Below are 20,418 nucleotides of genomic sequence, written 5' to 3' on the forward strand. Positions count from 1 at the left end.
ATGTCGGAGTTAAAGGCAAAATCTCACATTTAACAGCAAAGCATCGCCATTGATTTTGTTGGGTTTGTCATCTCGCCTTTAAGGGCAACGCGACAGTTCAAGGGGCAGATGGTCGGGCAAGGGCGAGGGCCGCTTCGAAGATCCGCTGGTCAACCTCGATCCCGCCATCGGCGCTGCGACGACGGTTGGCAAAGCGCCTTTCGCCGGGCAGGCGAGTTCCTGTGCTTTGGTCGAAAGCCAGGACCAGGGTTGCCAGCCTTTCGGCGAAATGCCCGCCGGAGGTCTTGCGCGGATCGACAGCGATGAAGAACTGCCCAACGCCGGGTGGTCCGCCGGCCGGGCCGGAGAAGGGCGCAGCCTCGACACCGGGAAGCGATCCGGTCAGCAGTGCCGCGAAGGTCTCCACCAGCAGCGCGCTGCCGACGCCCTTGTAGCCGCCCGCCGGGGCCATGCTGCCCTTCAGCGCGACATTCGGGTCGGTGGTCGGCACGCCCTCGGCGTCCAGCGCCCAGGTGTCCGGGATCGTCCGGCCCTCCCGCTGGTGCTTCATCACCTCGCTCTTCGCGACGACGCTGGCACTCTGGTCGATCAGGAACGCCACGCCGCCCGACGCATCCGGCACGGCAAGGGACCAAGGGTTTGTCCCGAGGACCGGCTTGCGCCCGCCCCAGCCTGCAATCGAGGCCGGGGCATTGGTGAACCCCAGTCCGACAAGTCCGGCACGCGCCAGGCGTTCGGTGTGGAAGCTGAGCACACCGCAGTTGTACGATCTGGTGATCGCCAGGGCGGCAATGCCGTGTTCCCGCGCAAGCGGCACCAGCGCGTCGAAGCCGACGTCAATGGCCGGATGGGCAAAGCCGTGCGCCGCATCGACCCGGACGACGGAATGGTTGCTTTCGACCCGCGGGATCGCCGCCGGATCAACCTTGCCGCAGGTCAGGTGAAGGCAATAGGTCGGCAGATAGGCCAGCCCGTGCGAGGGGATGCCGTCACGTTCTGCGGCGGCAATGGCATCCGACAGCGACCGTGCCGACGTCCGGCTTGCCCCAGCCCTTTCCAGGGCCTCGGACGCAAGGTTGGCGATTTCCGTCTCGGTCAGGGTGATCGTCTTCATCCGTTCACCCTTGCAAGTTTATCGACCAGCCCCTGTCCAGCCGCGACAGCGACGGACCGGGGCAGCGTCCGATCGTCCGGCTGCATCGCCGAGGACAGGAACCGGACCCAGTTCCCGCCCATGATGCCGGCGATTTCCTGCTCGGCGAAGCCGATCTGCCGTAAGCCTTCGGCGATGTTGGGGAAATCAAGGTTCGAGCTGAACCAGCTCACGGGCGACGGGAAATCGGTCGATTCAGCCGTAGGGTTGGGAAAGCGCCACCGTCCTTCGCGCATCCAGTGCAGGGACGACGCCGGACGGTCCTGGCACAGGTCCGAGCCGATGCCGATGCGGCCCGCGCCGATCATGTCGGCCAGCCGCGCCGCCATCTCGCAGAAACCGCGCAGCGACGTGCCGGAGCCGGCGGGCATGTGGCGGGGATAAAGCGACAGGCCCACCAGGCCGCCGGTCCGTGCCAGCCTGCGCAACACCTCGTCGCTGACATTCCGCCGCGTCGGATGCCACGAATAGGGGTTGGCATGGCTGATCACCACGGGGCGCGCGGAATAGTCGATGACATCCAGCGTCGAGCGCTCCCCCGCGTGCGACATGTCGATTACCATGCCCAGCCGGTTCATCTCATTCACGACCTCGCGGCCCATCAGGGTCAGCCCGCTGTCGTGCTCTTCGGTCCAGCCACTGCAAAGCAGGGACTGGTTGTTGTAGCTTAGCTGCATGATGCGAATGCCAAGCCGAAACAGCATCTCGACCAGCCCGATTTCGGCCTCGATCGGAGATGGGTTCTGCAGCGCCAGGAAGATGGCCGTGCGCCCGCTGGCGTTGATCGCACGCATTTCATCGATGTTCTGTGCAAGCGCGATCAGATCGGCGTTCTCGCGGAAAAGGCGGTTCCATTCCATCAGCAAGTTGACGGTGCTGCGGAAATTCTCGTGATAGGCGACGGTCACGTCGACCGCTTCCACGCCGCCGGCGCGCATCTGTTCGAAGATCTTGCGCGACCATTGTGCATATTGCGCACCGTCGAACACCGGGAATGGCATCGCTTCAGGTTTCACAGCGGCCCCCCTGGCGAGACGTAGGAGGTCTTGATGACCGTGTAGAAATCGATCGCATAGCGGCCCTGCTCTCGCGGGCCGTAGCTTGACTGTCCCGTGCCACCGAAGGGAACATGGTAGTCCGTCCCGGCGGTGGGAAGGTTCACCATCACGCAACCCGATTTCGAGCGGGACTGGAAGGCACGCGCGCGCGCCAGCGACTTCGTCATGATACCCGCCGTAAGACCGAAAGGCGTCCCGTTCGCTACCGCCACCGCCTCGTCGAAATCGGAGACCTTCAGCACACAGGTGATCGGTGCGAACATTTCTTCCTGGTTAATCCGCATGTCCACGCGGGTATTGGCGAAGACGCCCGGCGACATGTAGTAGCCCTCTGTCCGGGCCTCGACCCGTTCCCCGCCGGTCAGCAGTTCCGCACCCTCGGTCTTGCCAAGCGCGACGTAGTCCAGGTTGCCGCGCAGCTGCCCTTCACTGACCACCGGGCCGATGTTCGTCCCTTCGTCCAACGCATGACCGACCCGCAGCGCCCGTGTTGCCCGGACGAGCCGGTCGACGAAATCATCGTGGATCGTCTCATGTACCACCAGCCGGGACGAGGCCGTACATTTCTGACCGCTACCGCCGAAAGCGCCGTTGACCGCCGTCGAGACGGCTAGGTCGATGTCGGCATCGTCCATCACGACCAGCGCGTTCTTGGACCCCATCTCCAGTTGAACACGGGTGAAATTCGCTGCAGCGGCAGCCCCGACACCCCGGCCTACCGGGACCGAGCCGGTGAAGGAGACGGCATTGACCCCCGGGTGGGAAACCAGCGCCTCCCCCGCCGTCGCGCCCGAGCCGACGACCAGGTTGAACAGGCCTTTCGGAATGTCCTGCTTGGCAATGACTCCGGTCAGCGCAACGGCGCAGGCCGGGGTCAGGTTCGCGGGCTTGAACACCACGGCATTGCCGAAGGCCAGCGCCGGAGCGATCTTCCAACTGGCAGTTGCGATGGGAAAATTCCACGGCGAGACGATCGCAACCACGCCCACCGGCTCGCGGCGAACGTCGATCTCCACCCCGGGCCGAACGGACTGAAGGAAGTCGCCCTCTTGACGCAGGATCTCGCCCGCATAATAGGTGAAGAATTGCCCGGCGCGATAGACTTCGCCCACGCCCTCAGGCAGGGGTTTTCCCTCTTCGCGTGAAACGAGTTCCCCCAATTCCTTCGAGCGCGCCATGAGTTCACGCCCGATGCTGTCAAGCACCGCGGCCCGCTTTTCAAGCCCGGTGGCCGACCAGGCCGGTTGCGCCAGCCGGGCAGCCGAAACCGCGTCCGCGACCTGTGCCGCGTCGGCCTGCGCATAGTCTCCGATGATGTCCCGGACGTCGGACGGATTGACACTGGGGACACCCGTTGCGGATCCACACCATTCTCCGGCGATGTAATTCGTAAGAATCAGACTTCTCCCTGGCTCGTCGCACGTCCAGAAAAGCTTGCTTCGCTCTTGAAGTTCAGACAAACTAATAAAATTCAACATAACTTCAGGAAAACTGAAAATGCGGAGCATATTCAGCCTCTGGCAGTACACCGTCTTTGTCACAGTGGCCGATCAGGGAGGCATCCGCGGGGCGGCCGAGCAGCTTGGGCGCACCACGTCCGCGATCTCGATGATGTTGAAACAGATGGAGCAGGAGGCCGGAGCCCCGCTGTTCGAGGGCGAGCGTAAAACTACTCTGACCCGCTTCGGCAAATTTGCCTATGATCAGGCCCGCAGTCTGCTCGAACACAGCGACCGGGTTTCGCGGTCCCTCGGGGCTCATGCCCAGAACGGGGAAGGACAGATCGAAACGGCACTGCTTCCGTCGGTGGCGGCGGCATTTCTTCCCAAGACGCTTCTTCGGCTGAGCGTGGAGGCACCCACCATCAGCGTCCGGGTGCGCGACCTCGATACCCAGGGCATCCAGCAGGCCGTCAGCCATGAACATGTGGAAATCGGGATTGCCAGCTACTCTTCGGCTGTGGCGATCAGATATGAAGCTTTGTTTTCCGAGCCGCTTGCCGTCGTGTGCAAGTGCGATGATCCCCTGTCCCGGCTCGGTCGCCCGGTCGAGTGGACCGATCTTGCAGATCACGATCTCATAGCAAACAATTCGTATATGCGCACCGCCATCCCCGACATCCTCTCAAGGGAAAGCAAGGCGCCGAAGCTGGAAATCCTGAACATCATCTCGCTGTTGGCTGTCGTCCGGGCCGGAGTCGGCATCACCATCCTGCCTGCCCTTTCCCGACATCAGGACAAGTCGGGCCTGGCCTTCCTGCGGATCGCCGACCCGACCGCCCGGCGCACCGTCTACATGCTGACCCACGCCGACCGCAGCCTGTCCCCGGCCGCGCAACGCTTTGCCGATGTGTTGAAGTCCGTCATCTCGGAACATGCAGAAGAGTATCAGCTCAGCTTCGATCATGGCGTGCCGCACGGCCGGCCGGGCGCCTGATCGCAATCAGCGCGCCCGGCGCGGAAAGCGGCTGGCGCAGCTTTCCAGCCATCAGCCGCCTTCCACCGTCTCAGGACTGGCCCGGCACCGAAACCGAAACCAGGTCTGAGGGTGCGGCAAGATCGGGCAGCTTCCAGGCCAGGTCCAGGGCCGCGCGGCTTTGCGCCTCGCCGATGACCCGCGCGGACTGGCGCAGGAACTTTTCATTCACCTCATCATTGGTCAGGGGCCGCTCGATGCTGCCGATGGCGTGATCGACGTGGAGATCGACGTGGCCGCCGTCCTTCATCAGCAGCCGGATATGCACCTCATCCTCGGCGATGTTTCCGGCCGTCGCGGTCACCCTGTCGCGCAGGGCAATGACGGCTGGATCGCGGGCGAGTGCATCGGTGAAGGCGGTTGGCGAACCGTCGCCATGCAGCAGCGCGACGGCGGCGGCGTGATAGACGCTGAATTTTGTCTCCAGACCGGTCTGGGGCGTCCGCTTGCCGGTCAGTTCCAGAACCAGCGGATGGGTCGTCAGTTCGACCGCGGCAATGTCGGCGACCTTTTCCCCCAACTTGCCGCGAAGCTGGGAGCAGCCGTCGATCGTGGGATGGATGACGATGCCGCAGGCATAGGGCTTGTAGCTGTTCAGCGCGGCTTCCCAACGCGTGCCAATGTCGCCGAGGATTTCGGTGTAATCCTGTTTGTCGGACATCACCCGTGCAAAGCCGCGCGGCGCCTCGATGCCCCGCGTCGAGCTGTCGAAGCCGGCTTCGGCCAGGAATGCCGCTGCGGCGCCGTTCTGCGCCGCCCTGCCGGGATGGAAGCTCTTGCACATGGTGCCGAACATCTCGCGCAGGCCCGAGGATTGCGTGGCCGCGATGCCAAGCGCCCAGACGGTCTGTTCGACAGTGAGGCCCAGCACCTTGGACACCGCCGCTGCCGCGCCGAAGACACCCGCCGTGCCGGTGATGTGCCAGCCCCGGTCATAATGGTGAGGATAGACCGCATTGCCGATGCGGCATTCGACCTCAACCCCGACGATCAGCGCATCCAGCAGGACCGCGCCCGACAGGGGCCTGTATCCCGCGACAGCCATCAGCGCCGAGGCGACCGGACCCGCCGGGTGGATGATAGTCTTCAGATGGGTGTCGTCATAATCTAGAACATGCGAGGTGATGCCGTTGAAAAGCGCCGCATGAAGGACGTCGGTGCGCTCCTGCCGGCCGATCACTCCGGCTTGGGGCGCACCGGCGAAGGGCGAAAGCGCCGCAATCGCGCGGTCGGCCGTCATATGATCGGCCCCGCCGATCGCGCATCCGAACCAGTTGACGAAGGTCCGCAAGCCTTCGGCACGAACCGTATCGGGAATATCCTTGGCGCGGAGTGCAACAATCCATTCCGCAAGATTGCGGGTTACGGGCAGGTCGGTCATTTCTTGGCCTTTCAGTTTTCAAATTGCTTGGAACCAACCGTGTCGAATTGACGGCGGTTCGGTTCCGCTTCATCCGGTACGGGGCGTTCCCGCCTTTCCAGTCGGGGCACCTTCCAGCAGACGGCGCTGCTCCAATATTCGGGCATAGCCGTTCATCACATGCCCCCGCGCGGCATCGAAGGCCGCCTGCGGGTTGCTTTCGGCGATCGCCTCGACAATCTCGCCGTGTTCGCGGTTTGAAAGCTCCAGGCTTGCCGGGGCCGACAGCCCGCGGAAGCGCTGGACATGCAGTTCACGCGCAAACCCCTGATATGTCGCTGCAAGACGACGGTTGCCGCACATGTCGCAAAGGGCCTGATGGAAGGAGACGTTCAGCGGGTAATAGGCACCCACACTTCCGCTGCGGACCACCTCTTCCATGCGCAGGATATGTCCGCGCAACTCGTGGACCTGCATTGCACTTGCGTTCTCGGCCAGGCTCCAGGCCACGGCACCGAAGGCAAAGCCGCGCGCGATATCCACCTCACGCAGTTCGGCCTCGTCCATCTGCCGCACGAAGAGACCGCGGTTCGGGATGTATTCCAGCAATCCGATCGCCGCGAGGGCGCGGCAAGCCTCACGGACAGGCGCGCGGCTCACGCCGCATTGCGTTGCAAGGCTCAGCTCGTTTATCCGCTCATTCGGGGCGAAATGACCGGCGATGATCATTGCCTCGATTTCCTTCCGGACAAGCTCGCTCAGCGAGGTGCCCTTCAGGAAGCGGATGCCTGACATGCCGGGTTGTCCGGTATCTTCGGCATCCTGCGCGATTATCCGTGCCATGCGTTTGCCCGTGCCTGTTCCGTCCATATCAAGCCACCCTAGCCACGAAACGCGGCAAGTGGCAGCATATTCTCCTGCGAGAACAACCCTTCGGCGACCCGGAGCAGCGCGTCGATGCGGGCCTCATCCCAGCCACCGAAGCGGCAGTTCGCCCGGAACTTTGCCAGAACCTCGCCCCGGGGCAGCCTTTCGCGACGACCGCCGCGCAAATGCGGTTGGTGGGCGGTGCGGGTACTTCCGTCCTTCAGCGTTGCGATCACCGTGCCCGTGTAGTTGCGCGGATATTCATCCAAGGGGTCGATTTCGTAGCGGATGCGCCCGGCCAGATCGAGAAGCGCCGCATCCCGGATACGCTCGTCCGTGAACTGTCGCAGGCCGGCTTCGCGGTCAAGGAAGCCGACCGCGACACCATAGGGAACGCTGAACTTGGCCGAATAAGGCGTGCTTGGCTGGCGCTTTTCGGACAGGGGCTCCCAAAGCCGATGAACGGTGCCTTCGCCGACCTTGCACGTCACCGAGTCAATCTGGGCCGGGTCCAGACCCTCGCGTGCCAGGGTGATGGCACAGTCGATGAACGGCTGCACCATGGTGCCGCAGGCATAGGGCTTGAAGGCGACGTCGGCAAAATGCCATTGGTCGCCGAGATCCGCCGTCAGTCGACTGACATCGGGCGGGATGTCGGCCGTGCCGAAGGCGTAGAAGAAGCCATGTTCACCTTCGAAGACCGTGCGCGGACCCTTGAAGCCACCACGCGCGAAATGCGCAGCGCGGATGCCGCTTTGCGCCGCCCAGCCCGGATGCAGGCGCTTGGTCCAGGTGCCTTCCGCCAGATACTCGATGATCCCCGACGCCATGCTGCCCGCGATCCCCAGCGCATCGGTGGTCTGCTGCGCCGTCAGACCCAGGACAACCGAGACGCCCGCAGCCGCGCCCATGGCGCCTGCCACCGCCGTCGGATGGAAGCCGGCCCGATGCTGCGCCATCGGCGCCACGATGGCCATGCGGCACATGAGTTCCGCCCCGGCGACGATCCCGCAGAGCACGGCCTCGCCACTCGCGCCCGAGTGTTCGGCAGCCGCCAGAACCGCCGGGATGATCGCGGCACTGGGATGCATGGGCGTGCCTTCGAACGTGTCGTCATAGTCCTCGCCATGGGCCGCGGTGCCGTTCAGAAGCGCGGCCCCCGCCATGTCGAAGCCGCCCTTCTGCCCGAAGGCAGTGCAATCGCCCCGGCTGTCCAGCCCCGCCAGGATCGCCGCCACATAGGGCGCGCGCCGAGCGGACACGACCAGCCCCAGATGGTCGATCAGGGCTTCTTCAGCGCGGGCGCGCAGTCCGGCGGGAAGCTCTGCCACCTTCAGGCCGACCGCCCAGGCGGCGACCTGTTCAGCGATGGCCTGACCTGCCGGAGCAAGGAAGTGTTTCACCATAACGTCGTCTTTCTTTGAGACCAGGGATCGCCCGACGGGCGATCCCGTTGCTGTTATTCCTGTGTCGCCCGTCGACCGTGCCGAAGCCGCCGGATTTCGCTGACGACCGCAAGACCGATGATCAGGCCAGCACAGAGCAGCAGGCCCAGGCTGAGGGGGTTCTCGAAGAACACCCGGTGCTCGCCATTGGTCAAGAGCAGAGACCGGCGATAGTTCGCCTCGATCATGTAGCCCAACACGACCCCGAGGATCAGCGGCAGGACCGGAAACTTCAGCAGTTTCATGCCGTAGCCCAGAACCCCGGACAGCAGCACGACCCAGAAGTCGAAGAGGCTTTGATTGATCGAATAGACCCCGGACAGCACGATCATGAAAATGCTCGCGGTTAGGTAGGGCTTGGGCCGGTTCACCAGCCAGACCGCAGGCCCCAGCAGCAGAAGGCCGAAGATAAGCATGAACATGTTCGACAGGAACAGGCCGCCGAAGAGGCCGTAGACCAGATCCGGGCGTGTGCTGAGCAGCATGGGCCCCGGCTGGATGCCATGGATCAGAAGCCCGCCCAGAAGGACCGCCATCGAATTCGACCCCGGGATCCCGAAGGTCAATGTCGGGATCAACGCCGACGAGGTCACGGCGTTGTTCGCTGCCTCGGGCGCGACGACACCCTCCTCGGCCCCATGGCCGAACTGTTCGGGCGTCTTCGACCAGCGCTTGGCCTCGTTGTAGGACAGGAAGGCCGCGACGGTGCCCCCGGCCCCGGGGATAGGACCTTCGATGATGCCGACGCCCGTGCCGATGCCCAGGGCGCCGCGCAGGGCCCACAGCTTCTTCACGCCGGGCAGCTTCACACGGGCCACGGACTTCGTGATGCCCTCTTCATCATCGCCTTCGGCCATCTTGGACATCAGTTCTGCCACGGCAAAGACGCCCAGCATGACAAAGATATACTCGATGCCGCCCAGCAGTTCCGCCCCGCCGAAGGTGAATCGGGTCACCCCGGACAGGGGATCGGTGCCGATCGTCGAGATCATCAAGCCGATGATCCCCATGATCAGGCCCTTGACCAGCGATCCCTCGGACAGAGCGGCGATGACGCTGAGCCCCATGATCGCCAGTGCAAAATAGGCTGGCGGCGTGAAGTAGAGTGCAAGCGCCGACAGGGGCGCGGTCAGCAGCACAAGGCAGATCAGGCCGACCAGCCCGGCAATCGTCCCCGCGACCAGCGACAGGCCAAGCGCCTCGCCGCCCCGTCCCTGTTGATGCATGGCATAGCCGTCGATGACGGTCGCGGCGGCTGCGTTGGTGCCGGGCGTTCGGATCAGGATGGCCGGGATCGACCCGCCGTATTCCGCCCCGATATAGATGCCGGTCAGCATGACGATGGCGGCCAGCGGGGTCATGTCGAAGGTGAATGGCAGCAGCAGGGCCATCGCGATCGAGGGCGAAAGCCCCGGCAGGGCGCCACCGAGGATGCCCCACAGAACACCACCCGCAGCGGCCAACAGGACCGAGGGCGTCGTAACCGCGGTCAGCGCATAAGAGATACCGTCCATCTTCGTCTCCGGTCTGGCGGTGGAAGGGGCTGCTTAGTTCACGAGACCGGGCCAAAACCCGGCGGGCAGCGGAATTTGCAGAAGTTTCACGAAGATCAGGTAGAAACAGAGCCCACCGCAAACCGCGAACAGCAGCGTGGCCAGCGATGGCCGAAGCCCGGCATAGGTCGCGACCGCGCCCAGCATCAGTCCGCCCGCCACCATGTATCCAAGGTAGGGCAGCAGCAGCACATAGGCGATACCGATGGCGATCAGGCCAAAGGCACGCAGGTGCCCCCGCCAGGCAGAGGATGCGTCTTGGGCCTCTTCCTGGACAGGAGCCTTGTCGCGGGCCGGAACGATGTAGCTTTCGAACAGCGTCTGGCCCGCAAGGATCAGGGAAAGCACACCAAGGGCGACACCAAGCACCTTCGGAAACCCGTCGGCGCCGACGGCGCCTGCCAGACGGCTTTCCGATATGGAGTCGGCGGAGATCCAGTATCCCACCGCCAGAGCGAACAAAGCCGCAGATACGACCAGCGTCACGTTGCGCATGTGTGCCTCCCCTGCCTGATTCACTTGATGTCGAATTTCTCGAAGAACGCCTTCAGAGATGTCACGAATTCATCGCGGGCGACCCGAGCTTCGGCTTGTGTCATGTAGGCGTTTTCCAGTCCTTCGGCTTCGTACCATTTGCGGAATTCGGGGTCCTCCATCAGCTTGGCGACGCCGTCTTCCCAGGCGGCAATCACCTCGGGCGGCAGGTCCTTCGCGCCCACGAGGCCGCGGAACTTGGACACGACGAGATCAATACCCTGCTCGCGTGCGGTCGGAACATCGCCGATGCCGGGCACACGATTTTCGGTGTAGGTTGCCAGGATCCGGACGGCTTTGGCGTCGAGCTGACCGCGAAGTTCGGCAATCTCGCTGACGCCGACCTGCGCTGTGCCGTTCAGGACGCTGAGGACCGCATCGCCGCCGCCATCATGGGTCAGGACGACCATCGACGTACCGGTGACGGCCTGGAATTCCTCCATCACCTGACGGTCCAGCGAACCCGGGGTCGAAACCGCGACCACGACGCCGCCGGGATTGGCCTTGGCCGCGTCGACCACGTCATTCAACGTGTTGTAGGGGCTGTCGGCCAGCACATAGACGGTCTGCGGATCGTTGAAGAAGTTCACCACCGGATCCAGATCTTCATACGTCACCGGAGGAGCGCTGAGCAGCGAGGTGATGATATGCGTCGGGGTCGCGCCATAGAAAACGCTGCCATCCTTGGCTCCGTTGACGACCTCGGCCATCGCCGCGGCACCGCCGCTGCCCGTGACGTTCTCGACCACGAAATTGACGCCCATGATCGGCCCAAGATGCTTGCCGATCTCGCGCAGGAAGACGTCCATCCCGCCGCCGGGGCTGGAATGCGTGATCAGGCGGACGGTCTCGACCGGATACTCGGCCAGCGCCGGTGTCGCCCCCGCCGTCATCGTCGCCAGTGCTGCGGCCCCCAACAGGGCGCGGATTCCGTAATGCTTCATTTTTTCCTCCCTCGGGCGCCTCCCAGCAACCCCTTGGCTATTGTCGTCTGTCGACAATTTAATGTTTGTTGATCCTTGTCCTATGTCAAGAACAATCCGCCGTTCACATGCAAGGATTGGCCGGTGATGTAGCTGCCGGCCGAACCGCAGAGTGTCATCACCATTGCGGCGACGTCCTCCGGTCGCCCCTCCCGGCCCACAATGGGGCGGACCTCGCGGTCATGGATCCCGAACGATTCGCCGGACGTTGCCGAGCGCTTGCCGCCGATCTTGCCCGGCACCACGCAATTCGCCGTGACGCCCGATGCCGCAAACTCGACCGCCAGCGCGCGGGTGAAGCCCTCGATCCCGGCCTTGGCCGCAGCGACATGGGCGCGCTGGCTGGCCCCGGTATGGGCGCTGACGCCGCCGATGTTGACGATCCGGCCGTAGCCTTGTGCAACCATCGCCGGCAGGAAGGCCCTGCTCGTCAGGAAGGCCCCATCCAGAATAACCGAAAGCACGCTGCGCCACTCGTGCAAGCTCATTTCCGTCAGAGCCGCCTGCTGCCGGATCGCGGCATTGTTGACAAGGACATCAAGTCGGCCGAACCGGCCCAGCACATGGTCCCGCATCCGTTCGACATCGTCCTCTCTGGTGACATCGGCGAGATGGACTTCCGCCCTTGCCCCCAGTGCCCTCGCGGCACGGCAGACGTCCTCGGCTTCATCGGCAGAACTGCGGGCATTGATGACGATATCCGCACCGGCCTCGGCCAGTGCCAGGGCGATGGCGCGCCCGATCCGGCGCACCCCACCTGTCACCAAAGCGACCTGTCCCGTCAACGGGCGGCCGGGTAGCGCAGTCAGATCGGTGGGCATGTCTGTTCTCCTTGGTTGATCATGTCCGTCCTTCGTTTCCGCCATGGCCGGTCAGATGAGCCCGATGCGCCGGAAGAACCGGAAGAACTGCAATGCCCAAGCATTGACCATGAGCGATCGGGTAAAGTGAAACGCGGTGATCAGCATGACGTCCAGGTGCAAGGCCGCAGCGGTCAAAGCCATTTCCGCCATCCCGCCGGGGGATGAAACCAGGATCGTCGTGGAAAACCCCAGCGTCGTGAACCGGGTCAGCAACACGCCATATCCGGCAAGCAACAGCGCCATGACCAGCACCATTGCCACGCTCACGGCCAGAACCGGAAGGATCCTCTGCAACCTCTCACGCTCGAACCGGGCCCCGATCGAAATACCGATGAGATACTGCCCAAGGGCAAACGGCACGGCGGGCGTCTTGCCCTCGACCAGCCCCGATCCGGACAGGACGGCCGCCGTCAGCAGGCCGCCGATCATCCATGGGTTGTTCGCGCCGCTGCGCCGGACCAGTTGCACGGCGACCAGTCCAAGGGCCAGAACCCCCAGATAGAGCCTGATCGGCAGGACCTCCAGGCTTGCCAGAACGGAAAGCCCGCCATCCACGCCGAAGTTCCGCAAGAGCAGCGGCAGGATCGTCACCAGCATAGCCACTCGCACCGCCTGCGACAGGGCGACCACCTCGGACCGCGCCCCTTCCGAAGCGCCGACGCGGGCCATCTCCGAAAGGCCTCCCGGTGTCAGCGAGAAGAAGGCTGTCGCAACGTCCTGCCCGGTCAGGCGCGCGAAGGGTCGGGTCAGAACAGCCGTCACAAGGATCGCGACCAGCGCCGTCAGCACCATCAGCGGCGCCCAGGCAAGGAGAAGTCCAGCCGCGCCCGGCGTCAGCGTCAGACCGATGGCCGACCCGACAAACAGCTGGCCGATTTTGCGGCCGGGCTGCATCTTGGGCATTTTCAGGCCGGCGATCGAGGCGAAGGCCGTCACCAGCATCGGCGCCAGCACCCATGCGAGCGGCAGCCCCAGGTGCGACGCGCACCACCCGGCCAGCAGCGCCACAGCAAGAACCGAAAGGGAAGGCAGAGAAGCCCGCATACAAGTCCATCGCAGAATGAGCCCTTCTCCAGCTAAAACCGGCCCCCGGCAAAAGCAATTCATTTCTGCCGACTGTCGACAATTCTTTCGGCCAAGCGCCCCTTTCACAAAGCTGCGGCCGCAGCGCGGTAGCGGACGGACAGCCAGTCCAGAAACACCCGAAGCCGGGGCGAAAGCTGGTGTGTGCGCAGATAAAGCGCATGGATCGGCAGCGGCGAGGGCGGGTGGCCGGGAAGGACCTCGACCAGCTTGCCGCCCACCACCTCGGCCTCGACGCGGTAGCGCGGAACCTGGATCAATCCCAACCCCGCACAGGCCGCCGCCACATTGGTGTCTGCCCCGGTGACCGTGATGCAGGTCGGCAAGGTCAGCGCCCGCCCGCCCGCTGCCCCGGTAAAGGACAAGGGCACGACAGCCGCACTGTCCGGGGACAAAAGGCCCACCATCCGATGCCTTTGCGACAAGTCTTCGACCCGCGCGGGCGTCCCGAAGCGCGCCAGATAGGCGGGGCTTGCGAAGGTGCCGCGACGCAGCTCCGCAAGCTTCCGGCTGATCAGCGCCGAATCCGCCAGCTGCCCGGCCCGCACGATGCAGTCATATCCCTCGCGCAAGAGATCCAGCGGCTCATGCCTTTCGGTGATGTGCAACTGAAGCTCGGGATAGCGGTCAAGAAACTCCGAAAGGCCCGGGATCAGGAAATGCCGGGCTTCCGTTCCGTGCAGGTCAACCCGCAACCGGCCCGACGGTGTCCTGCCGCTGAAACCGGCCTCCGCATCCTCCAGGTCCGACAGGATCTGGACGCAGCGATTGTAATAGGCCTCTCCATCCAGGGTGGGGCGCACGACCCGGGTGGTGCGTTCCAGCAGGCGCACTCCCAGGCGTTTCTCCAGATCGCGCACCGCATCGGTCGCGGTCGACCGTGGCAGGCCCAGGTCCCCGGCCGCCAGAGTGAAGCTGCATCTTTCCGTCACGCGGGCGAAAACCCGCATAGCCTCGAAACGGTCCATTATTCGCCTTTTCCGGTCAATGCTGCCGAAAGTTGCCAGATTATCTGGGTCACGAAAAGTGCCATCTGGTCCGTATTGGCTGTTGTCGCCAGATCGAAGGGATCGGGAAGAAATGAAAAGGGTTGCCCTTGTCACGGGAGCGTCGCGCGGGATCGGTGCGGCCATCTCTGAGCGTCTGGGCCAGGATGGCTTCACCGTCATCGTGACCTATTCCGGCAGTGCCGCCGCCGCGCAGGCGCTGGCCGCGAAGATCGAGGCCGCAGGCGGAACCGCCCGCTCGGTGCAGGCGGATGTGGCGGACGCAGCCGCTGTGGCGCGGCTGTTCGACACGGCGGAAGCGGCCTTTGGCGGCGTCGACGTGCTGGTGAACAGCGCCGGGATCATGAAGCTGTCGCCGCTGGCCGACACGGACGACGGGCTGGTCGACAGCCTGATCGACGTGAACCTGAAAGGTACGGTCCACACCCTGCGCGAGGCGGCGAAACGCCTTCGCAACGGCGGGCGGATCGTCAATCTCTCGACCTCGGTCGTCGGGCTGAAACTGGAAACCTACGGCATCTATGCGGCGACCAAGGCGGCGGTCGAAACCCTGACCGGCATCCTGTCGAAGGAACTCCGGGGCCGCAACATCACCGTCAACGCCGTGGCTCCCGGTCCGACGGCGACGGCACTGTTCCTGGATGGCAAGTCGCCCGAGTTGATCGAACGCATGGCGAAGATGAACCCGCTGGAGCGCCTTGGCACGCCAGAGGACATCGCGGCGGCGGTCTCGTTCCTGGTCGGTCCTGACGGCGGCTGGATCAACGGCCAGGTGTTGCGCGCGAATGGCGGCATGGTCTGAACGCGCGGGACGGAATCGGACCGGACTGTTCAGCAGCGCTGACCAGCCCAAGGTCTTGGGAGCCCGCGCCGCGGGACCGCGTCTCCATCGACAGGCTCAAGCCATCAAGGGCAGATGGCATGGTGTTCCAACACCATGCACGCCCGCCGGGCATCGGATGAAACTGCCATTCGCCCCGGAATTGATAAGTGCAGCTTACGCACCGGGTCACTTTTTCCCAAGTTGTCCGCTTGTCGGGAGACCTCTAGCAATTCTCTCGTAAGTCCAAATGCGGCCATACGGGAGCTACTAGCGACAATGACCGGCACAGCTGTCTCTCGACGTGAAACCCGACGCGGCCGTCGCGGCGCGCAAGACTGGGTTGCAACATCGCCCCAGATCAGCAGCCAAATCCCCGAACGGCAGATTCCGGTCTACGACCTGATCTCGAATGACGGGGTCGAGTTGATCCACGAAGCCTCGATGCGGTTGCTGGAAGAGCAAGGCATCGAGTTCCGTGACCCCGTGGCGCTAGACACCTGGCGGCAGGCGGGTGCCGAGGTGGATCTGGCCACGTCGAACGTGAAGATCGACCGCAACCTCTTGCTGGAACTCATCGCGCGGGCCCCGTCAGACTATGTCCACAACGCCCGCAACCCGGAACGCTCGGTCAGGATCGGCGGCAGGTCGATGGGCTTTGCCCCGATCTACGGCTCGCCCTATGTCCGCGACCTGGAGGGGCAAAGACGGTATGCCCGGCTGGAGGACTTCGAGAACTTCGTCCGCCTCGCCTACATGGCGCCCTCGCTGAACATCTCGGGCGGGACGGTCTGCGAGCCGACGGACGTTCCGGTGGCCAAGCGCCATCTCGACATGCTTTACGGCCATATCCGCCTGTCCGACAAGCCGTTCATGGGCGGCGTCACCCATGCCTCCCGCGCCGAGGATTGCCTGGAGATGTGCCGCATCCTGTTCGGCGCGGATTTCGTGCAGGACAACACGGTCATGACCTCGCTGACCAACTGCAACTCGCCCCTCGTCTGGGACGAGACGATGCTGTCGGTGATCCGGGTCTATGCGGCCTCGAAACAGGCCTGCATCATCAGCCCGTTCATCATGCAGGGGGCGAACACCCCGATCACCACTGCCGGGGCGTTTTCGCAACTGAATGCCGAGGCGCTGGCCGGGGTCGCCTATGCCCAGCTTGTCCGCGCCGGGGCGCCGGTGATCTACGGCGCAACGCTCTCGACCGTTTCGATGAAAAGCGGGGCGCCGATGTATGGCACCTCGGAAACGCAGGTGCTGACCTTCCTGACCGGGCAGATGGCGCGACGCTACAAGCTGCCGATGCGGACGGGCGGGATGCGGCACGGCGCCAAGGCGCTGGACGTGCAGGCCGGGTTCGAATCCCTCCAGACCATGCTTCCCGCCATCCTTGCGGGGGGCAACTTCTTCCTGAATTCGGCAGGTTGGATGGAAAGCGGGCTCTCCGCATCGTTCGCCAAGTTCATGCTGGATGTCGAGCAGCTGTCTATCCTGCAACGCCTGACGCAGGGGATTTCGCTGACGCCGGCGGATTTCGCGGCGGATGCCATCGCCGAGGTGGGGCCGGGCGGCCACTTCCTTGGCTGCCAGCACACGATAGACCGCTACCAGACCGCCTTCTTCGTGCCGCGCACCTCGGACGTGAACACCTACGAGCAATGGCACGAGGAAGGCGCCAAGGATTCCGCCGTTCTGGCGACCGAGCTTGCGGCAAGGTCCCTGGCCGAATACGCCCCGCCGCCGCTGGACGAAGCGAAAGACGAGGCGCTGCGGGACTTCATGCGCAGGCGCAAATCTGAATTGCCCGACGGGATCGAATAGGCCCGTCCGCAACGCCCCAGCAGGGGGCAATCGAACGAAAGTACTCGCCGGGTCGCATCCAGGCGGGGCCAACAAGAAAGACAAGCCAACCATCAGGGAGTAAACACGATGTCCTTTCTCAAAAGCAGCCTGGCGGTCATCGCGACCACCGGCAGCATCATGCTCTCGCTACCAGCTTTCGCCGAAGGCCTGCCCGGCGAAGGCAAATCCATCCAGCCCATCGCCACCGGCCAGACCGGGCACATCTTCCAGCACGCCATCGTCCAGATCGGGCTGGAGCGTCTGGGCTACGAAGTGGAGGACTCGCTTGAAGCCCAGTATCCCCCCATGCACCTGGCCATCGCCGAGGGTGATGCCGACTATACCGCGATCCACTGGGACCGGCTGCACATTCCAATCTACGAACAGGCCGGCGGCGATGAAAAGCTGATCCGCATCGGCACTTTGACGCCGAACGGGACCCAGGGCTACTTCATCGACAAGGCGACCTCCGAGAAATACGGCATCACCAATCTTGGCCAGTTCACTGACCCGGCGGTAAGGGCGATCTTCGATACCGACGGCGATGGCAAGGCCGACCTGACCGGCTGCGAATCCGGCTGGGGCTGCGAACTGGTGATCGAGCATCAGCTTGACGCCTTCAAGCTTCGCGACAGCATCAGCCACAACCAGGGCAGCTATTACGCGCTGATCGCCGACACGATCACCCGCTACAAGGCCGGCAATCCGATCTTCTATTTCACCTGGTCTCCGCTCTGGGTCGGCTCGGTGCTGAAGACCGGCAAGGACGTGGTTCAGTTGAACGTGCCGTTCTCGTCACTGCCCGGCAACGAAACCGCCAATACCGAACAGCCGGACGGCAGCAATTCGGGTTTCGAGCTGAACAACATCCGCATCGTCGCCAACCGGAAATTCGCGGAAGAAAACCCCGCGGCCGCACGCTTCTTCGAACTGGTAACGGTGCCGATCGAGGACGTGAACGCGGAACTTCTGACCGAGTACGAAAGCGAAGCCGACCGCGCGCAGATCTACGAGAATGCCGAAGCATGGATCGCCGCGCATCAGGAACAATTCGACTCCTGGATCGCAGAGGCGACCAAGGCGGGCCAGTAATCCGGTCGGCAGACGTGACACGGTGGGGCGGTTCGCATCGCCCCACCCGACTCCTCATTCTGACATTTCCGCACATCGACCGGGACCCGATCCGTCATGACCAGCCCGACCAACAGCTTGGCCGAAGCCGACGTTCACTCCACGCGCCGCGATCCCTTGCTTGAACCCCTGAAGATCAGGCACCTGACCCTGCGCAACCGGATCATGAGTACCAGCCACGCCTGCGGGCTGGAAGAAGGCGGGATGCCCGCCGAACGCTACCAGCGCTACCACGAGGAAAAGGCAGCCGGCGGGATCAGCCTCAGCATGTTCGGCGGGTCCTCCAACGTCGCGCCGGATTCGCCCTCGGTCTTCCAGCAGCTTTACGTCGGGGATGACCGGATCATCCCCTACTTCCAACAATTCTCGCAGCGGATGCACAGCCAGGGCGCAGCGCTGATGTGTCAGATCACCCATCTTGGGCGGCGTGGCGAACCCTATGCCGGAAACTGGCTGCCGACCATCGGGCCCTCACCCATCCGCGAAACCCTGCACCGCAGCTTTCCAAAGGAAATGGACGACCATGACATCGCCCGCGTCGTAAAGGCGTTCGGCGCGGCGGCGCGGCGCTGCAAGGAAGGCGGGCTTGACGGTCTGGAGACCTTGGCCGCGGGCCACCTGATCGGGCAGTTCATGTCGCCCGCCATGAACAAGCGGACCGACCGTTTCGGCGGCTCGCTGGAAAACCGGATGCGCTTTCCGATCCTGGTACATCAGGAAATCCGCCGCCAGACCGGCGACGATTTCATCGTGGGGATGCGCCTGACGGTCGAAGAGGGCGGCGAGGGATGGCTGTCGCTCGACGATTGCATCGCCGCCGCGCAGCTCTTGCAGGCCGAAGCCGGGATCGACTTTTTTAACGCTACCTACGGGCGGGCCGATACCGAACGCGGACAGGCCCGCGACAGTATGCCGGGGATGGATTCCCCGATTGCCCCCTGGGTGACACAAGTGGGCGCATTCAAACGCGAGGTCGGGCTGCCGGTCTTTCACGCCGCGCGCGTGCTGGACGTGGCCTCGGCACGCTATGCCATCCGCCAGGGGCTGCTTGACATGGTCGGCATGACCCGCGCCCATATCGCCGACCCGCATCTGGTCCGCAAACTTGCGGCGGGGCAGGAGGACCGGATCCGCCCCTGCATCGGCGCCACCCATTGCATGTCGGGCTACAGGCCCGCCTGCCTGCACAATGCAGCCACGGGACGCGAGGCGAAACTGCCCCATCACGCAGCCCAGGCAGAAGCGCCGGGGCGCCGGGTGGTGATCATCGGCGGCGGCCCCGCCGGGCTGGAGGCGGCGCGCATTTCGGCCGAACGCGGCCACCATGTCGTCCTGTTCGAAGCGGCCCGCGAACTGGGCGGCCAAATCCTGCTGGGCGCCAAGGGATCGTGGCGCAAGGATCTGCTCGGCATCGTCCAGTGGCGCGAGGCCGAACTGGAACGCCTTGGCGTCGAGGTCCGCCTCAACCGTTATGTCGAACCCGACGAAGTCCGCGCCGAAAATCCCGATGTGGTGATCATCGCGACCGGCGGGATGCCCGACCTCGGCTGGCTTCCGGGGGCAGAGCTTTGCACCAGCGTCTGGGACATCCTGACCAAGGACGTGGCGCTCCGCGACAACTCGATCATCTATGACGGCACGGGTCGCCATCCCGCCCTTCTGTGCGCCGAAATGGCAGGCGACCAGGACAAGGCGACGACGCTGGTTTCGCTCGATGTCCAGATGGGCCAGGATCTGGTCTACGGCGAAAGGTTCGGCTGGAAGCGCCGGATGCACCAGCTTCACACGCCGATGCTGATGGAACACCATCTGCGCCGCGTCCAGCGCGCAGGCAACGAACTTGAAGCTGTCTTCGTCAACGAGGTCACGCTGGAAGAAAAGGTGCTGCGCGCCTCGCAGGTGATCGTGGAATGCGGCACCCTGCCCCTTGACGGGCTGTACCGCGACCTGCGCTCGGCCTCGGTCAACGATGGCGTGACCGATCTCGACGCCCTGATCGCCAGCGCGCCGCAGCCGATCCGTGCCGGGAAGGGCCAGTTCGAACTATACCGGGTGGGCGATGCCATCGCCAGCCGCAACATCCACGCGGCCATTCTGGATTCGCTGCGCCTCTGCGCGACCCTTTGACTCCTGCCGGACAAACACCAGCATGGACTACGCCGACCCAATGCCGGACAGACCAATGACAGGCGAATGGAGGACCCCGATGTCAAGACCACCTTTCGCCTGCCCGAGATC

The 20,418-nt window shown here is 64.2% G+C and carries 17 protein-coding genes; 5 read left to right on the forward strand and 12 right to left on the reverse strand.

The features are described from left to right. Positions 1-97: 97 nt before the first annotated feature. Genes N5I32_RS18815 through N5I32_RS18825 form a run of 3 tightly spaced genes read right to left on the reverse strand, consistent with a single transcriptional unit; the run spans position 98 to position 3,719 of the window. The gene (locus tag N5I32_RS18815; protein ID WP_261497493.1) at positions 98-1,114 is read right to left on the reverse strand and encodes an Ldh family oxidoreductase; all 1,017 of its coding nucleotides are present in this window, start codon (positions 1,112-1,114) and stop codon (positions 98-100) included. After that, positions 1,111-2,169, reverse strand: a complete 1,059-nt coding sequence (locus N5I32_RS18820) for a membrane dipeptidase (RefSeq protein ID WP_261497494.1) — start codon at positions 2,167-2,169, stop codon at positions 1,111-1,113. Before N5I32_RS18820 ends, N5I32_RS18815 begins: the two co-directional genes overlap by 4 nt. After that, positions 2,166-3,719: an aldehyde dehydrogenase family protein gene (locus tag N5I32_RS18825; RefSeq protein WP_261497495.1), complete on the reverse strand. Its 1,554-nt coding sequence runs from the start codon at positions 3,717-3,719 to the stop codon at positions 2,166-2,168. The genes N5I32_RS18820 and N5I32_RS18825 overlap by 4 nt, the downstream gene beginning before the upstream one ends. On the opposite strand from N5I32_RS18825, the gene N5I32_RS18830 reads away from it, so the two are divergent. Next, positions 3,709-4,647 carry a LysR family transcriptional regulator gene (locus tag N5I32_RS18830; protein ID WP_261497496.1) on the forward strand — a complete coding sequence of 313 codons (939 nt, stop codon included), beginning with the start codon at positions 3,709-3,711 and terminating at the stop codon, positions 4,645-4,647. The genes N5I32_RS18825 and N5I32_RS18830 overlap by 11 nt on opposite strands. A 70-nt stretch (positions 4,648-4,717) precedes the next feature. Here the strand turns inward: N5I32_RS18830 and N5I32_RS18835 are convergent, their stop codons facing one another. The 9 genes from N5I32_RS18835 to N5I32_RS18875 form a co-directional block, all read right to left on the reverse strand. After that, positions 4,718-6,067: an MmgE/PrpD family protein gene (locus N5I32_RS18835; RefSeq protein WP_261497497.1), complete on the reverse strand. Its 1,350-nt coding sequence runs from the start codon at positions 6,065-6,067 to the stop codon at positions 4,718-4,720. Between the two features lie 69 nt (positions 6,068-6,136). After that, positions 6,137-6,889, reverse strand: a complete 753-nt coding sequence (locus N5I32_RS18840) for a GntR family transcriptional regulator (protein WP_261497498.1) — start codon at positions 6,887-6,889, stop codon at positions 6,137-6,139. A gap of 38 nt (positions 6,890-6,927) precedes the next feature. Beyond that, the gene (locus N5I32_RS18845; protein WP_261497499.1) at positions 6,928-8,319 is read right to left on the reverse strand and encodes an MmgE/PrpD family protein; all 1,392 of its coding nucleotides are present in this window, start codon (positions 8,317-8,319) and stop codon (positions 6,928-6,930) included. A gap of 53 nt (positions 8,320-8,372) precedes the next feature. Beyond that, on the reverse strand, positions 8,373-9,872 hold the full coding sequence (locus N5I32_RS18850) for a tripartite tricarboxylate transporter permease (protein ID WP_261497500.1): 1,500 nt from the start codon (positions 9,870-9,872) through the stop codon (positions 8,373-8,375). Between the two features lie 33 nt (positions 9,873-9,905). Further along, positions 9,906-10,406, reverse strand: a complete 501-nt coding sequence (locus tag N5I32_RS18855; RefSeq protein ID WP_261497502.1) for a tripartite tricarboxylate transporter TctB family protein — start codon at positions 10,404-10,406, stop codon at positions 9,906-9,908. Between the two features lie 20 nt (positions 10,407-10,426). Continuing rightward, positions 10,427-11,389 (reverse strand): tripartite tricarboxylate transporter substrate binding protein, encoded by a 963-nt coding sequence (locus N5I32_RS18860; RefSeq protein WP_261497503.1) that lies wholly within the window; start codon positions 11,387-11,389, stop codon positions 10,427-10,429. Positions 11,390-11,469: 80 nt separating this feature from the next. Continuing rightward, entirely contained in the window at positions 11,470-12,249 is a 780-nt protein-coding gene (locus N5I32_RS18865; protein ID WP_261497504.1) for an SDR family NAD(P)-dependent oxidoreductase, read from the reverse strand. A 51-nt stretch (positions 12,250-12,300) separates the two neighbouring features. Beyond that, a complete protein-coding gene (locus tag N5I32_RS18870) occupies positions 12,301-13,299 on the reverse strand; it encodes an AbrB family transcriptional regulator (RefSeq protein WP_261497505.1) in 999 nt (332 codons plus the stop codon). Between the two features lie 140 nt (positions 13,300-13,439). Continuing rightward, the gene (locus N5I32_RS18875) at positions 13,440-14,342 is read right to left on the reverse strand and encodes a LysR family transcriptional regulator (protein WP_261497506.1); all 903 of its coding nucleotides are present in this window, start codon (positions 14,340-14,342) and stop codon (positions 13,440-13,442) included. Between the two features lie 112 nt (positions 14,343-14,454). On the opposite strand from N5I32_RS18875, the gene N5I32_RS18880 reads away from it, so the two are divergent. The 4 genes from N5I32_RS18880 to N5I32_RS18895 all read left to right on the forward strand — a co-directional run bounded on the left by N5I32_RS18880 (position 14,455) and on the right by N5I32_RS18895 (position 20,307). Further along, positions 14,455-15,183, forward strand: coding sequence for an SDR family oxidoreductase (locus tag N5I32_RS18880; RefSeq protein WP_261497507.1), 729 nt, complete (start codon positions 14,455-14,457; stop codon positions 15,181-15,183). A gap of 297 nt (positions 15,184-15,480) precedes the next feature. Then, positions 15,481-17,028 carry a trimethylamine methyltransferase family protein gene (locus tag N5I32_RS18885; RefSeq protein ID WP_261497508.1) on the forward strand — a complete coding sequence of 516 codons (1,548 nt, stop codon included), beginning with the start codon at positions 15,481-15,483 and terminating at the stop codon, positions 17,026-17,028. A 108-nt stretch (positions 17,029-17,136) separates the two neighbouring features. Further along, positions 17,137-18,141, forward strand: a complete 1,005-nt coding sequence (gene proX / locus N5I32_RS18890) for a glycine betaine/L-proline ABC transporter substrate-binding protein ProX (RefSeq protein ID WP_261497509.1) — start codon at positions 17,137-17,139, stop codon at positions 18,139-18,141. A 96-nt stretch (positions 18,142-18,237) separates the two neighbouring features. After that, positions 18,238-20,307: an oxidoreductase gene (locus tag N5I32_RS18895; protein ID WP_261497510.1), complete on the forward strand. Its 2,070-nt coding sequence runs from the start codon at positions 18,238-18,240 to the stop codon at positions 20,305-20,307. Positions 20,308-20,418 lie beyond the last annotated feature (111 nt).

The organism is Albidovulum sediminis, assembly GCF_025380365.1.
GTDB lineage: Bacteria > Pseudomonadota > Alphaproteobacteria > Rhodobacterales > Rhodobacteraceae > Albidovulum > Albidovulum sediminis.